This window comes from Pantoea sp. T14 (assembly GCF_036663535.1).
GTDB classification, from domain to species: Bacteria; Pseudomonadota; Gammaproteobacteria; order Enterobacterales; family Enterobacteriaceae; genus Pantoea; species Pantoea phytostimulans.
This window is the reverse complement of record NZ_JAWUEB010000027.1, coordinates 24,504-37,760: the sequence shown is the minus strand read 5'-3', so window position 1 is coordinate 37,760 and position 13,257 is coordinate 24,504. Positions and strand designations below refer to the sequence as shown.

Here is a 13,257-nt window from a genome sequence, read left to right as displayed (position 1 = left end):
CTCAGCTCAACTGTGCCACAACGCAGACGTTAACGGCGCGACATGCACTGCTGATAGCGGCTATCGACACGCTGTGCAAACCACGCCGTGGTGAGATTACGGGTAATTTTAGGGCTTTCCAGCTTGATGCCTGGCAACATTTCACGCGGCACACGGCGGCCTGCCATTTTATCGGCCAGCGTGAACACCTGTTTCCAGAGATCGCTGTCGCTAAAATCTGCCTTTTCACCTTTTTCTAAATCATCGCGAATTTCGCTGTTACTCATATCAATCCGCTTCGCCAGCGTCCGCACGGCTAATTCAGTGGAGCCCGCTTTTTCAGAACCGTAAAGAATTAAATCGCCATCCAGCGCCAGTTTCATACCCGTTGCGCGTGCTACGGCAGCCTGGAAAGCAGCGTTACGACTCGCGTACCATCCCGCGTTGAAATCAGCAAAGCGATAGAGCGGCTGACTGTAATCCGCCGGATAACCCAGCAGATGCATGATGCCGAAATACATGCCGCCGTGGCGGGTAAAGACTTCGCGACGAATGGAACCGTCAACCGGCCACGGATACCCTTTGGCATGCGCTTCGGCAAAGTCGATGCTGACCTGCATCGGTCCGCCAGTATGAATCGGATTGAGGTTGCCAAACAGTTTTTGCCCCATCGGCACCATATCAATGAAATCATCAAAAATAGCGCTCAACTCTTTTTCACTGCGTACTTTATCCAGTCGTGCAGCGTAACTTTCGCCGTTGGATGATTTAATCATCAGCGCCGTCCGCACGACAAACGCCGGAACATGCACTTTAGCGGCGCGGCGATCAATTTCGCCCCAGGCAATTTTAGGTAAGCCTGACACCGCCGCTTCAGCACTGAAATTGGATTCCTGAGCGGCAACGGCAATCACTGAGCACAAATTACTGGCGCTGGGATCGATCTGTTGAGTACGGAATGAGGTGTAAATGTCATCAGCCCAGCCCGCTTTATTGCTCACCTGTGCGGGCAGGAGCTTTTGAATTTGTGCCTTAACATCAGCGGGTTGACGAACCGGCGCTTGCGGTTCTTTTTTAGTGCTACAGCCCGCCAGCACTAACACAGCAACCAGCGTCAACCGTTGCAAAAGAGATGGAGATGACATACCTGTCCTCGGAAGAAACCAAACGACTACCTTATCATTGCAACGCAATAGACGGCAGGTGCGATTTTCTGAACTACTTTTATCTTTTTAAGGTTAAAAGGATGGAACATGTTGAAAATCTTACCTCTCGCTGCGCTTACCCTGTTATTAGTCGGTTGTGGCGGCAATAATTCTCCGGCCAACGTCAACGCGCCGGGCGCACCTACGTCCCCTTCCCTTAAAGTGCTGGAAACCGGCGCGGATGCCTTGCAATCCCGCCCGCCTATTGACGCTATCAGCGCCTACCTTGATGGGTTTCATTTTTACAATGGTGATCAAAATGGTCAGATGGAAGCGCATCACTACGTTACGGTGTTAAACGAAGATGTGATGCAGGCGGTGATTTACGACGGCAATACACGCGACGCAAAACTCATGGGCGTGGAATACATTATCAGCGAGCGGCTGTTTAAAACGCTACCACCGGAAGAGAAGAAGCTGTGGCACAGCCATCAATATGAAGTGAAATCGGGTTCATTGATTGCGCCAGGTTTACCGGCTACGGCCGATCATGCGTTGATGAAACGCATCGCTAATACCTACGGGAAAACCTGGCATACCTGGCACACCGATCGCGATAAAAACTTACCGATGGGCATTCCGGCGTTGATGATGGGCTTTACGGCTGACGGCCAACTCGATTCTCGTCTGTTGGCCGATCGCGATAAGCGCTTTGATGTGGACAGTAAAAAAATCCGTGCTGAGCGCGCCGATATTGTGACGCATCCCGTGGTACCCGGTGCGAATGCCTGGGAACAAGGTCAGGTTATTCAGTTGAAGCGTGTTACCGGCGGCGGTGAGCATGCCCATGGCGAAACGCACTTCGCGCCCGCCGAGCAGCTTAAAAAACCTTAATCCCAGCGCTGGGCTGACTGATGATCGCTGTCACGCGCATCCACCCAGCGATCGCCGTCATCGGTGGCTTCGCGCTTCCAAAACGGCGCACGGGTTTTTAAGTAATCCATCACAAACTCCGCAGCGGCAAAGGCGCTGCTGCGGTGTGCGCTGGTAACGCCGACAAACACGATTTCATCGCCGGGAAACAGCTCTCCAATACGATGTATCACCGTTACACGCTGTAACGGCCAGCGCTGGCGCGCATCATCGACAATGTCCTGCAATGCTTTCTCGGTCATGCCGGGATAATGCTCCAGCGTCAACGCCGCAACGTTGTCCCCTAAATTGTGATTGCGCACTTTGCCGGTGAACGTCACTACCGCGCCATCTTCGTGACGTGCCGCCAGCCAGCGATACTCTTCAGCCATGTCAAAAGGCGCATGGCCAACACGAATTTGCGTTTCCATCTATCCTCCCGTTACCGGTGGAAAGAAGGCCACTTCATCGCCTGCACGCAGCGGATGCGTCATTGGCACCAGGGTTTGATTGACCGCAGCCAGCAGCTTGCCGGACTCTAACGCCAGCGCCCAGCGGTCGCCCTGTTCTGTCAGCGCGCTGCGTAATGCTGCGACATCAGGATAGTCGGTGGTTATCTCAAGTTCGCTGGTGCCGATTAACTCGCGCACTTGGGCAAAAAACAGCACTTTGATCATGCTTCACCTGCCTGAAAGTCACCCGATTTGCCGCCGCTTTTGCTCAGTAAGCGCAGTTGATCGATAACGATATCCTTCTGCACCGCTTTGCACATGTCGTAAATGGTCAGCGCCGCCACCGAAGCAGCGGTCAACGCTTCCATCTCAACGCCGGTTTTACCGCTCAAACGGCACAGCGAGGTAATGCGCACGCGATTGAACTCTGGCTCTGCAACCAAATTGACTTCAACCTTGCTCAGCATCAGCGGATGGCAAAGTGGAATCAGCTCCCAGGTACGCTTAGCGGCCTGAATGCCCGCAATGCGTGCAGTAGCAAAAACATCACCTTTGTGGTGGCTGCCTTCAACAATCATTTGCAGCGTTTCGGGCTTCATCAGCACCAGCGCTTCAGCCTGTGCTTCGCGCACTGTTTCCGCTTTGGCTGAGACATCCACCATGTGCGCTTCGCCTGCGGCGTTTATGTGTGTGAGTTGTGACATGCTTACACTTTCTTCAAATGTGAAACGAAATTACACGGACGCGTACGCGCATCCAGCTGATCGGCAATAATGCGTTCCCACGCACTGCGGCAAGCATTGGTTGAGCCAGGCACGGCAAAAATCAGCGTTTGATTCGCCAGGCCAGCAACAGCCCTTGATTGCAGCGTAGAACTGCCAATTTCTTCATAGGAAATCATGCGGAACAACTCACCGAATCCACTGATTTCACGGTCAAACAGCGGCAGCAGCGCTTCTGGCGTGCTGTTCTTCAGATTGAAACCGGTGCCGCCATTGATAATCACCACCTGAATATCTTCACTGGCAATCCAGCGTGAGACGATGGCGCGAATGCGGTAGAGATTGTCGGGGACGATGGCGTGGTCAATCACGCTGTGTCCGGCTTCGCGGGCAGCTTCACGCAGATAATCACCGGAAGTATCATTACTGGCTTCGCGGCTGTCCGAAACGGTGAGCAGCGCAATTTGCACCGGTTGGAATTCGCTGGTTGGTTTACCCATGATTGCTCCTTAATTATCCGCCAATGTAGGACAGGTTCTGCGTAATACCCGTATTGCCCTGATGCAGAAAATGTGTCTGTTTTTTCTTACCCAGACTGCTGGCGATGCGCGCCTGCAGTTCCTGTTGCTGATCATCCGAAGCGAGCAAATCGCGCAGCGGAAGGCCACCGTCGCCGAACAAGCAAAGATGCAGATTTCCCTGTGCAGAGACGCGCAGACGGTTGCAGCTGGCACAAAAATCTTTGGAATAAGGCATGATCAAACCGATCTCACCGACGTAATCAGGGTGATAAAACACCTGCGCCGGGCCATCGCTGCGCCCGCTTAAGCGGCGCTGCCAACCCTGCGCGATCAACTGATCGCGAATCACTTCGCCGGAAACGTGTTGCTGGCGGAAAAGCGCGCCGCCTTCGCCCGTTTCCATCAGTTCGATGAAACGCAGTTGAATTGGACGGGTACGAATCCATTCCAGGAAGGTCATCAGATTATGACTGTTGATATCGCGCATCAGCACGCTGTTGACTTTGACCTGCTGAAAGCCAGCGTCAAAGGCGGCATCAATGCCTGCCATGACCTGATGAAACTTATCCTGGCCGGTAATAGCATGAAACTGGCGGGCATCCAGGCTGTCGACGCTGACGTTGAGCGCGGTCAAACCGGCGTCGCGCCACTGTTTGACGTCGCGCGCCAGGCGATAACCATTGGTGGTAACCGCAATATGGCGTATCGAGGCGTTTTCACGCACTGCAGCAATGATGTCCGTGAAATCACGGCGCAGCGAGGGCTCGCCGCCTGTCAGACGCACTTTTTCAGTGCCTGCAGCAGCAAACGCACGCGTGACGCGGCGAATTTCATCCAGCGAGAGAAAACTTTTGTTGCGGATGCCGTGCGGTTTGTAGCCGTCCGGCAGACAATAGGTACAACGGAAGTTACACACATCCGTGACCGATAAGCGCAAGTAGTAAAACTTGCGCTCAAATGCATCAGTAAATTGTGACACCTGGACACCTTTCCAAATTCGGGAGATGCAGTCATTTCTTTCTGCACCCTGGCAGCGCGAAGGCTACGGCCTGAATCCCCTATCTTGCGACTTAGGCACTCAGGCTAGAGTGTACGTTGACCTTATGATCAACGCGGTTAGTGTGATGGTAGCGCGAAATTTCACACGATTCCACCGGCTGTTTTCGCTATATATTTGATGATATAGCGAATTTTCACCGCATTTTCACAGCAGGATACGTTAAAATACGCCGCAGAATTTGCTGTATGTCATCCCTGCCCGGACTTGCGCTTAAAAGAGCCATAATCTGGGCGCGTTTTAAGGAGAAGTATGAATCGAACACTGGCCGATCTCGATCGCGTCGTGGCTTTAGGCGGCGGACATGGATTGGGACGCGTGATGTCAGCGCTGTCACCGCTCGGTTCTCGCCTGACCGGCATTGTCACCACCACCGATAACGGCGGATCAACCGGACGTATTCGTCGCTCAGAAGGCGGCATTGCATGGGGCGATATGCGCAACTGTTTAAACCAGCTCATTGCTGAACCCAGTGTCGCTTCAGCCATGTTTGAATATCGCTTTTCTGGCAATGGTGAACTGGCGGGACACAATTTAGGTAATCTGATGTTGAGAGCGCTGGATCACCTTAGCGTTCGCCCGTTAGAAGCCATCAATATCATTCGCAATTTATTGAAGGTTGATGCTTTTCTCATTCCGATGTCCGAGCAGCCGGTTGATTTGGTGGCGCTCGATAGCGAAGGCAACATGGTTTACGGCGAAACCGATATTGATGAGATGAAGCAACCGCCGCAAGAGATGATGCTGCATCCCAACGTGCAACCCACGCGTGAAGCGTTGGAAGCCATTGCTGAAGCTGATCTGATCCTGATTGGTCCCGGCAGTTTCTATACCAGTCTGATGCCCATTTTGTTAATGGATGAGATGGCACAGGCGTTGCGCCGCACGCCAGCCACCATGGTGTTTATCGGCAACCTGGGACGAGAACTTAGCCCCGCAGCCGCTAATCTGACCGTCGCTGATAAGTTAGAAATGATGGAGCGCTATATTGGCAAGCGAGTAATCGATGCCATTGTGGTGAGCCCAGCCGCGGATATCAGCAACGTCGAAAATCGGTTGATCGTGCGTGAACCGCTGGAAGCCGCCGACATTAAATATCGTCACGACCGCCAGCTGTTACGCGTCGCGTTGGAACACGCGATTCAGGGATTTAACTGAGCTACGATGCCGCAATAAACAGCGTGCGCAGTTCATGCAGCTGATCGCGCACGTTGGCTGCCTGTTCGAACTCCAGGTTCTGCGCATGCTGCTGCATCTGCCCTTCCAGTTCATGAATCTTTTTCTGCAACGCCTGTGGCGTCAATGACAGGTAATCAGCTTCGGCATCAGCGGCGCCTTTGCGGGCCGACTTACCTTTGCCGCGCACTTTCGCCACGTTGTTACCCAGTTCCAGAATATCGGTAATCTTCTTATTCAGGCCCTGCGGCACAATGCCATTTTCCTCGTTGTACAGTCGCTGCTTCTCGCGGCGGCGCTCGGTTTCCTCAATAGCCCGCGCCATTGATGGCGTGATTTTATCGCCGTAGAGAATTGCTTTGCCGTTAATGTTACGCGCCGCACGTCCTATAGTCTGAATCAGCGAGCGTTCAGAACGCAGGAACCCCTCTTTATCTGCGTCCAGAATCGCCACCAGCGACACTTCTGGCATATCCAGGCCTTCACGAAGCAGGTTGATACCGACCAGCACATCAAACTCGCCCAGACGCAAATCACGGATGATCTCCATACGTTCAACCGTATCGATGTCCGAGTGGAGATAACGCACCCTTTCACCGTGCTCTTCGAGGTATTCGGTGAGATCTTCCGCCATGCGTTTGGTTAACACCGTCACCAGCACACGCTCTTTGACTGCCACGCGCTGACGGATTTCTGATAACAAATCGTCAACCTGTGTCCCAACGGGACGTACTTCGAGGATCGGATCCAGTAACCCGGTAGGACGCACCAACTGATCGATCACTTCAGTGCCCGATTTTTCCAGCTCATATTTACCCGGCGTCGCCGAAACATAAATCGTCTGGGGCGCCAGCGACTCAAACTCTTCAAACTTCATTGGGCGGTTATCCAGCGCCGACGGCAGACGGAAACCGTATTCCACTAACGTCTCTTTACGCGCCCGGTCGCCTTTATACATACCGCCAATTTGCGGAATGGTAACGTGCGATTCATCCACCACCAGCAGGCCATCTGCCGGTAAGTAATCAAAAAGTGTCGGTGGCGCTTCGCCTGGCCCGCGTCCCGAAAGATAGCGCGAGTAGTTTTCGATACCAGAGCAATAACCCAGTTCACCCATCATCTCGAGATCAAATTGAGTACGCTGCGTAATGCGCTGTTCTTCCAACAGTTTGTTGTTTTCCAGCAAATTTTTCCGACGATCGGCCAGCTCGACTTTGATCTCTTCCATCGCCTGCACAATGCGCTCGCGTGGGGTGACGTAGTGCGTTTTAGGGTAAATCGTGAAGCGCGGGATCACCGATTCCACTTGGCCGGTCAGCGGATCAAACAGTGACAGCCGCTCTACCTCTTCATCAAAAAGCTCAACACGCAACGCAATATCATCCGACTCTGCGGGGAAGATGTCGATCACTTCGCCGCGCACGCGGAACGTACCGCGCTGGAAAGCCTGATCGTTACGCGCATATTGCAGCTCTGACAGGCGACGCAAAATGCTGCGCTGATCGATGATCATGCCGCGCGTCAGATGCAGCATCATTTTTAAATAGAGATCAGGATCGCCCAAACCATAAATGGCTGACACCGAAGCCACCACAATGACATCGCGGCGTTCCAACAGCGCTTTGGTCGCGGAGAGACGCATCTGCTCAATGTGTTCGTTTACCGAGGCGTCCTTTTCAATAAAGGTATCGGAGCTGGGAACATAAGCTTCTGGCTGATAATAATCGTAATAAGAGACGAAGAATTCCACGGCGTTATCGGGGAAAAACTCTTTCATTTCACCATACAGCTGCGCCGCCAGCGTTTTGTTAGGTGCCAGCACCATGGTGGGACGATTGAGATCGGCAATGACGTTGGCCACGGTGAACGTTTTCCCCGAGCCGGTTACGCCTAACAGCGTTTGATGGGCCAATCCATCCTCAAGCCCCTCTTCCAGACGGCGAATCGCTTCGGGCTGATCGCCAGAAGGTTTGAAAGCGGAGTTCAATTTAAAGGCTTTACTCATGAATGCGGTTCCTGCTGAAGAAGTCGGCGGGCAGGCAATCATTTTACTCTGCTATGGTGATTTTGCCAGAAATAAATACTGGATATAAAAACAGTAATGATGCACAGTTATGGAGAACCCCGCTGCGCCGTATTAACAAGATTGATAGCCCGCAACGTTAATTCTTGTTGCGCAAGGTTATCCCCAAGCAGAGCTTGATTTTAACATTTGTCAATAGAGCGTCATAAAATTACAGTTTGATGAACTGGCAGATAATCCTTAGGCTTGTTTTTTACTAAGTCATTGATTTATATTGTTTATGCAGAAAAGCCCAGTTTCTCATCACAATGTAAGCAAGCCGCGTATTTCCTCGCTTCTAACCTGTTTTCATGAGCTAATGCACAAGGTTATCCACAGGAATGGTGGATAACTGAGGGCAGCCCAATCGCCATAGGCTGTGTATAATTTTTTCCCGCATTAGTTCCCTGCTAAAAATATTTTTTTTTCGATTTAATTTCACCACTTTCCCTCATGTATTAACTATGCTTTTGGAGCCTTAGCGTAAAAATTATGCATCCGAAGCGCGGGCCAAGGGCCATTCTTAATCAGACTCTATGCCTTCTAAATGTACAGATGCACCAGTAACGTTAAGCATTCCGCACCGTTAATGTGCATGCCTTTTATCACCCCGAGCAATTGTTAAGCATTGCTCATATTTTGCTGCGCTTTTTCCCGTCCAGTACGCTAAATTAGGCTTTTTTAGGAATTTGGCCTGGTAATTGCAGTACTCATTCCAGTACGTATCACCGCGCCAACCGGCGCACTGTGCGGCAATGGCGTTAACGCCATCGTTGATGACTTGTTTGCCAGACGACAAAGAGCGGAAGCATTCAGGCTAATTATCTGGAAGGAGTGTGTCAGATGCTGAGTTTACGTTCGGTGAATCAGTTTTACGGTCAAAACCACATCTTGTGGGATGTGGATCTCGATCTGCCGCCCGGCACCTGCACCGGTGTTTTGGGTCGTCCCGGCATGGGCAAAACCACGTTAGTTAACTGCATCATGGGTAAGCTGCCGATCAACAGCGGCTCAATATTTTGGCAGGAGAATGGCGCGCCGCCGGAGAATCTTCTGCTACAGCCGGCTGAACAGCGTGCGCGCAGAGGGATCGGTTACGTGCCGCAAGGTCGCCATATTTTTACGCAGATGAGTGTTGAAGATAATTTATTGATTGGCCTGTTGGCTGGTGCGGCGCAGACGGATCGCCATCGCGCCATTCCGGAAATGGTTTTCGACCTCTTTCCGGCACTCTATTCCTTACGCCAACAGCGCAGCGGCGATCTTCCCATCGATCAGCAACAGCAGCTTGCGCTGGCGCGCGCACTGGTTTTACAGCCTAAGCTTTTGATTCTGGACGAACCCAGCGACGGTATGTCACCTTGGCTCGAAGAGGAAATGGGTAATTTGATTCGCCGCCTCAATCTGGATTATGGCATGACCATATTGCTGCTGGAGCAGCGCGTGTCACTGATTCGACGTGTAGCCGATTACTTTTTCCTGCTGCATCGCGGACGCAATGTGGCGCAAGGAAAAGTCGCCCAACTGGATGACAGTACCGTCAACAAATGGCTGACGGTAGCGTAACTTACTCAGGCAGGGTCAAATAAGCGCCGCAATCAGCGTGTTGAGCGATGTCGGTGAGATAGGGAATTTCACCGAGGCACGGTGCCGGTAAGCGCTGTTTTAGGGTGGCAAGGTATTCCTGATGGCGTTTTCCTGGCGGTACGACGGTGTTGGCGATCCAGCCCGCCAGACGCAGTCCGCGCGCCTGAATGGCATCGGCTGTCAGCATTGCGTGGTTGATACAGCCCAGTTTCACACCGACGACTAAAATCACCGGTAACTGTTCCGACGTTACCCAATCGGCGTAAGTATCGCGTTCTGACAGCGGCGTATACCAACCGCCCGCGCCTTCGATCAAAATCCATTCTGCCAACGGTTCCAGATCGCGCAGTCCAGCCGACAAGGTGCTGAATTCAATGGGCCGTCCCTCGTCTGCGCTGATGATATGCGGTGAAGTGGGTTCGACAAACGCCAACGGATTGATCTGCTGATAATCCAACGTCACGCTGCTATAGCGCTGTAAAGCCAGTGCATCGCTGTTGCGAATGCCTTCAGCGGTGATTTCGCAGCCCGAGGCCACCGGTTTGTAGCCCGCAGTACGATAACCTGCGCTGTTCGCGGCCTGCAGCAATGCGCTGCTGGCAACCGTTTTACCAACTTCAGTGTCGGTGCCAGTGATAAACCAGCGTTTCATGATGGGCTTACTCCATACATCAAATGGTAACTCATGCGAAATCCCTGCGCGTCTTGTGGCCAGTGTTTTTCTAGCTGTGCCAGACGCTGACGGGTTAATAAATGGCCTTCTCGCCCTGCATGCAGATGCGTTGCACCGATGCCTTTTAATGAACGCATCGCGCTAAGCGCATCAGGAAAATGCATTGTGATCACCTGCGCCTGACAATGTAATCCCTGCTCAACGCAGGCGGCAGTAATCTCCTGCTCACTCAGGAAGCGGTTAGCGTGGGCAACATCATCAATGTGCGACCACGCTTGATGCACCTCATGCAGCGATCCCGCGCTCAACGTGGAAAACAGCAAGCAGCCTTCAGGGCGTAAAACGCGTTTGAACTGGTGCAGCGCTGCACGCAAATTGTCACTCCACTGCACCACTAAATTGCTCCACACCACGTCCATGCTGGCATTGGCGAAAGGTAAAGCATCAATATCGCCCGCTAAATAGTGTTGCGCTACGTTATTCGCGCGCGCCTGTTGCAGCATTTGTGGTGACAAATCCAGCGCCGTGACCTGCTTGCCGCGCTGCCGCCAGGTGCGGCTATACCAGCCCGTTCCACATCCTGCATCTAACAGCTTGTCACCGGTTTGCGCCGGGGCTAGTGCCAGCAAGGCGTCGCCGCTTAAACGTTGCAGCTCGGCGTGGCGATCGTAATGCAGCGCAGCACGCCCAAAGGCGCGAGCCACGGCGCGTTTATCTACCTGCAGCGTCATGCAGCGCCTCCAGTAACAGATCGATATCTTCCGGCGTGTGCGCCGCAGTCAAGGTAATACGCAAGCGCGCGGTGCCTGGCGGCACGGTCGGTGGTCGAATCGCGCTAACCCAGCAACCAGCATCAGCCAACGTTTTTGATAACGCCATCGCCTCGGCGTTGCCGCCAACAATCAACGGCTGGATGGCACTTTCTGATTGCATGAGCTTCCAGGGCAATGAAGCGGCACCAGCACGAAAACGTTGAATGTTGGCGTAAAGCCGCTGACGTAATGCATCGCCCTGTTGAATCTGCTGCAGCGCCGCCTGCAACGCGCAAGCTTGCGCGGGTGGCATGGCGGTTGAGTAAATCAGGTGACGTGAGAATTGCAGAAAATAGTCGGCGATAGCGTCATCACACAGCAGCGCTGCGCCGCTGACGCCAAAGGCTTTACCAAACGTCACTACCAGCAGCTCTGGCTTCACGGCTTGCTGCCAGCAGCTGCCGCGCCCTTGCTCTCCTACCACGCCAATGCCATGCGCATCATCCACCAACAGCCATCCTTCAGCGCGGCGAGTCTGATCGGCAATATCGCGCAAGGGGGCGCTGTCGCCATCCATGCTGAAAATGCCTTCGGTCACGACCAGCGTTTCACCTTCACATGGCACCGCTAAGCGTGTTGCGAGGCTGTGCGAATCGTTATGGCTGAAACGCCGCAGCTGCGCCGGACTGTGGCTTGCGGCGTCAAGCAGCGACGCATGCGCCAGTTTGTCGGCAAGGATACGGTCGTTTTTTTCCGCCAGCAGATGGATCACCGCCTGATTAGCGGCGAAACCAGAGATAAACAGCAGCGCGCGCGAGTAGCCCAGCCAGTCTGCGAGCTGCGCCTCTAAATCGGCGTGCAGACGGTTAAAACCGGTGACGTGACTGGATGCGCCCGCGCCTGCGCCTGCCAGGTCAGCGCCTCGCTGCCAGCCCGCGATTACCGCCGGATGCTGGCTCAATCCGAGATAATCGTTACTGGAAAAATGGCGATAGCGCTTGCCCGCTAGCGTCAGCGAGCGAGTGTGATTCTCTTCAGTGATATGCCGCTGACGCCAGCCATCAGCGGCTCGCCGCTGCGCCAGCGCCTGCGTAATACGATGCTGCCAACTCATTACACCGCCGCGTTGTAAAACTGTTCAGTGTCAGCATTGAATAGCTGCTCGCTTAACTGCTGCTGCTGTTCATTATCGCCATTTTGCGTGTGCGTATGCTCCGGGTTCAGGCCCAGTTTGCGAAACAGCAGCATGTCTTTGTCTTCTTCTGGGTTTGGCGTGGTCAACAGTTTGCAACCGTAGAAAATGGAGTTCGCGCCAGCCATAAAACACATCGCCTGCGTTTGCTCACTCATCTGTTCACGACCGGCAGAAAGACGCACATGCGAGCTCGGCATCATGATGCGCGCCACCGCAATGGTGCGGATAAAATCAAACGGCTCAACATCATCGTTATCGGCCATCGGCGTGCCTTTCACTTTCACCAGCATGTTGATGGGCACGCTTTCTGGTGGCGTAGGTAAATTCGCCAGCTGCACCAGCAAACCCGCACGATCGTTAATCGTTTCGCCTAATCCGACAATGCCGCCGGAGCAAACTTTAATGCCCGCGTCACGCACTTTTCCCAGCGTATCGAGACGTTCCTGATAGCTGCGCGTGGTGATAATGCTGCCGTAGAATTCGGGTGAAGTGTCGAGATTGTGGTTGTAAAAATCTAATCCCGCGCCAGCAAGACGCTGTGCTTGCGCCTCGCTGAGCGTGCCAAGCGTCATGCAGGTTTCCATGCCCATCGCCTTGACGCCTTCAACCATTTTTTCGAGGTAAGGCATGTCGCGATCGTTGGGGTTTTTCCACGCTGCGCCCATGCAAAAACGGCTTGAACCCGCCGCTTTGGCTTTGCGGGCAGAAATCAACACGTCGTCCACTTCCATCAGGCGTTCCGACTCAAGGCCGGTTTTGTAGCGCGCGCTTTGTGGACAATATTTGCAATCTTCCGGGCAGGCGCCGGTTTTGATAGATAACAAGGTGCTGACCTGCACCTGGCGCGGATCAAAGTGCTGACGATGCACCTGCTGCGCTTCAAACATTAACTCGAGAAAAGGTTTATCAAACAGCGCTTGTGCCTGCGCGATTGTCCAACGTTGTGCCATTGCTTGCTCCAAAAAAGGGTGTCATCCCGACGATTAACGTGGTTATACTTGTAAACTATATTTTTTATTTTTGG

Annotated in this window: 14 protein-coding genes and 1 riboswitch; of the genes, 3 read left to right on the top strand and 11 right to left on the bottom strand. The window is 53.2% G+C overall.

The genetic code is table 11. The annotated features are described in order from the left end of the window. Nucleotides 1–29 precede the first annotated feature (29 nt). The gene (locus SC127_RS18220) at nucleotides 30–1,124 is read right to left on the bottom strand and encodes a DUF1615 domain-containing protein (RefSeq protein ID WP_215847281.1); all 1,095 of its coding nucleotides are present in this window, start codon (nucleotides 1,122–1,124) and stop codon (nucleotides 30–32) included. 111 nt (nucleotides 1,125–1,235) lie between these two features. Between SC127_RS18220 and SC127_RS18215 the strand changes: the two genes are divergently transcribed. Beyond that, a complete protein-coding gene (locus SC127_RS18215) occupies nucleotides 1,236–2,018 on the top strand; it encodes an OBAP family protein (protein ID WP_243078525.1) in 783 nt (260 codons plus the stop codon). Here the strand turns inward: SC127_RS18215 and moaE are convergent. The 5 genes from moaE to moaA all read right to left on the bottom strand — a co-directional run bounded on the left by moaE (nucleotide 2,015) and on the right by moaA (nucleotide 4,710). Beyond that, complete coding sequence (moaE, locus tag SC127_RS18210; protein ID WP_243078301.1) at nucleotides 2,015–2,467, bottom strand: molybdopterin synthase catalytic subunit MoaE; 453 nt, start codon at nucleotides 2,465–2,467, stop codon at nucleotides 2,015–2,017. The genes SC127_RS18215 and moaE overlap by 4 nt on opposite strands. Then, nucleotides 2,468–2,713 (bottom strand): molybdopterin synthase sulfur carrier subunit, encoded by a 246-nt coding sequence (gene moaD, locus SC127_RS18205; RefSeq protein ID WP_243078302.1) that lies wholly within the window; start codon nucleotides 2,711–2,713, stop codon nucleotides 2,468–2,470. Next, nucleotides 2,710–3,192, bottom strand: coding sequence for a cyclic pyranopterin monophosphate synthase MoaC (gene moaC / locus SC127_RS18200; protein WP_215847284.1), 483 nt, complete (start codon nucleotides 3,190–3,192; stop codon nucleotides 2,710–2,712). Before moaC ends, moaD begins: the two co-directional genes overlap by 4 nt. Nucleotides 3,193–3,194: 2 nt before the next feature. Beyond that, nucleotides 3,195–3,710, bottom strand: coding sequence for a molybdenum cofactor biosynthesis protein B (moaB, locus tag SC127_RS18195; RefSeq protein WP_332627388.1), 516 nt, complete (start codon nucleotides 3,708–3,710; stop codon nucleotides 3,195–3,197). A 13-nt stretch (nucleotides 3,711–3,723) separates the two neighbouring features. After that, a complete protein-coding gene (gene moaA / locus SC127_RS18190; RefSeq protein ID WP_243078304.1) occupies nucleotides 3,724–4,710 on the bottom strand; it encodes a GTP 3',8-cyclase MoaA in 987 nt (328 codons plus the stop codon). Beyond that, a riboswitch (molybdenum cofactor riboswitch) is annotated at nucleotides 4,700–4,834 on the bottom strand. (Overlaps the previous gene by 11 nt.) 206 nt (nucleotides 4,835–5,040) lie before the next feature. Here moaA and SC127_RS18185 point away from each other — a divergent pair. Then, nucleotides 5,041–5,946, top strand: a complete 906-nt coding sequence (locus SC127_RS18185) for a gluconeogenesis factor YvcK family protein (RefSeq protein WP_215847287.1) — start codon at nucleotides 5,041–5,043, stop codon at nucleotides 5,944–5,946. Between the two features lies 1 nt (nucleotide 5,947). On the opposite strand, the gene uvrB is transcribed toward SC127_RS18185, so the two are convergent. After that, nucleotides 5,948–7,969, bottom strand: a complete 2,022-nt coding sequence (gene uvrB / locus SC127_RS18180; protein ID WP_332627384.1) for an excinuclease ABC subunit UvrB — start codon at nucleotides 7,967–7,969, stop codon at nucleotides 5,948–5,950. A gap of 900 nt (nucleotides 7,970–8,869) precedes the next feature. Between uvrB and SC127_RS18175 the strand changes: the two genes are divergently transcribed. Next, the gene (locus SC127_RS18175) at nucleotides 8,870–9,592 is read left to right on the top strand and encodes an ABC transporter ATP-binding protein (protein WP_215847289.1); all 723 of its coding nucleotides are present in this window, start codon (nucleotides 8,870–8,872) and stop codon (nucleotides 9,590–9,592) included. 1 nt (nucleotide 9,593) lies between these two features. On the opposite strand, the gene bioD is transcribed toward SC127_RS18175, so the two are convergent. Genes bioD through bioB form a run of 4 tightly spaced genes read right to left on the bottom strand, consistent with a single transcriptional unit; the run spans nucleotide 9,594 to nucleotide 13,183 of the window. Then, a complete protein-coding gene (gene bioD / locus SC127_RS18170) occupies nucleotides 9,594–10,265 on the bottom strand; it encodes a dethiobiotin synthase (protein ID WP_332627382.1) in 672 nt (223 codons plus the stop codon). Then, complete coding sequence (bioC, locus tag SC127_RS18165; protein WP_215847291.1) at nucleotides 10,262–11,017, bottom strand: malonyl-ACP O-methyltransferase BioC; 756 nt, start codon at nucleotides 11,015–11,017, stop codon at nucleotides 10,262–10,264. The genes bioD and bioC overlap by 4 nt, the downstream gene beginning before the upstream one ends. Next, complete coding sequence (gene bioF, locus SC127_RS18160) at nucleotides 10,998–12,152, bottom strand: 8-amino-7-oxononanoate synthase (RefSeq protein ID WP_243078307.1); 1,155 nt, start codon at nucleotides 12,150–12,152, stop codon at nucleotides 10,998–11,000. The genes bioC and bioF overlap by 20 nt, the downstream gene beginning before the upstream one ends. Then, nucleotides 12,152–13,183 carry a biotin synthase BioB gene (gene bioB, locus SC127_RS18155; RefSeq protein WP_215847292.1) on the bottom strand — a complete coding sequence of 344 codons (1,032 nt, stop codon included), beginning with the start codon at nucleotides 13,181–13,183 and terminating at the stop codon, nucleotides 12,152–12,154. Before bioB ends, bioF begins: the two co-directional genes overlap by 1 nt. Between the last annotated feature and the right edge of the window lie 74 nt (nucleotides 13,184–13,257).

What these genes read in the sequence shown, in the direction of transcription:
- SC127_RS18220 (WP_215847281.1), bottom strand. Translation starts at nt 1,124, where the DNA reads ATGTCATCTCCATCTCTTTTGCAACGGTTGACGCTGGTTGCTGTGTTA.
- SC127_RS18185 (WP_215847287.1), top strand. Translation starts at nt 5,041, where the DNA reads ATGAATCGAACACTGGCCGATCTCGATCGCGTCGTGGCTTTAGGCGGC.
- uvrB (WP_332627384.1), bottom strand. Translation starts at nt 7,969, where the DNA reads ATGAGTAAAGCCTTTAAATTGAACTCCGCTTTCAAACCTTCTGGCGAT.
- moaE (WP_243078301.1), bottom strand. Translation starts at nt 2,467, where the DNA reads ATGGAAACGCAAATTCGTGTTGGCCATGCGCCTTTTGACATGGCTGAA.
- bioC (WP_215847291.1), bottom strand. Translation starts at nt 11,017, where the DNA reads ATGACGCTGCAGGTAGATAAACGCGCCGTGGCTCGCGCCTTTGGGCGT.
- moaC (WP_215847284.1), bottom strand. Translation starts at nt 3,192, where the DNA reads ATGTCACAACTCACACACATAAACGCCGCAGGCGAAGCGCACATGGTG.
- bioB (WP_215847292.1), bottom strand. Translation starts at nt 13,183, where the DNA reads ATGGCACAACGTTGGACAATCGCGCAGGCACAAGCGCTGTTTGATAAA.
- moaD (WP_243078302.1), bottom strand. Translation starts at nt 2,713, where the DNA reads ATGATCAAAGTGCTGTTTTTTGCCCAAGTGCGCGAGTTAATCGGCACC.
- moaB (WP_332627388.1), bottom strand. Translation starts at nt 3,710, where the DNA reads ATGGGTAAACCAACCAGCGAATTCCAACCGGTGCAAATTGCGCTGCTC.
- bioD (WP_332627382.1), bottom strand. Translation starts at nt 10,265, where the DNA reads ATGAAACGCTGGTTTATCACTGGCACCGACACTGAAGTTGGTAAAACG.
- bioF (WP_243078307.1), bottom strand. Translation starts at nt 12,152, where the DNA reads ATGAGTTGGCAGCATCGTATTACGCAGGCGCTGGCGCAGCGGCGAGCC.
- SC127_RS18175 (WP_215847289.1), top strand. Translation starts at nt 8,870, where the DNA reads ATGCTGAGTTTACGTTCGGTGAATCAGTTTTACGGTCAAAACCACATC.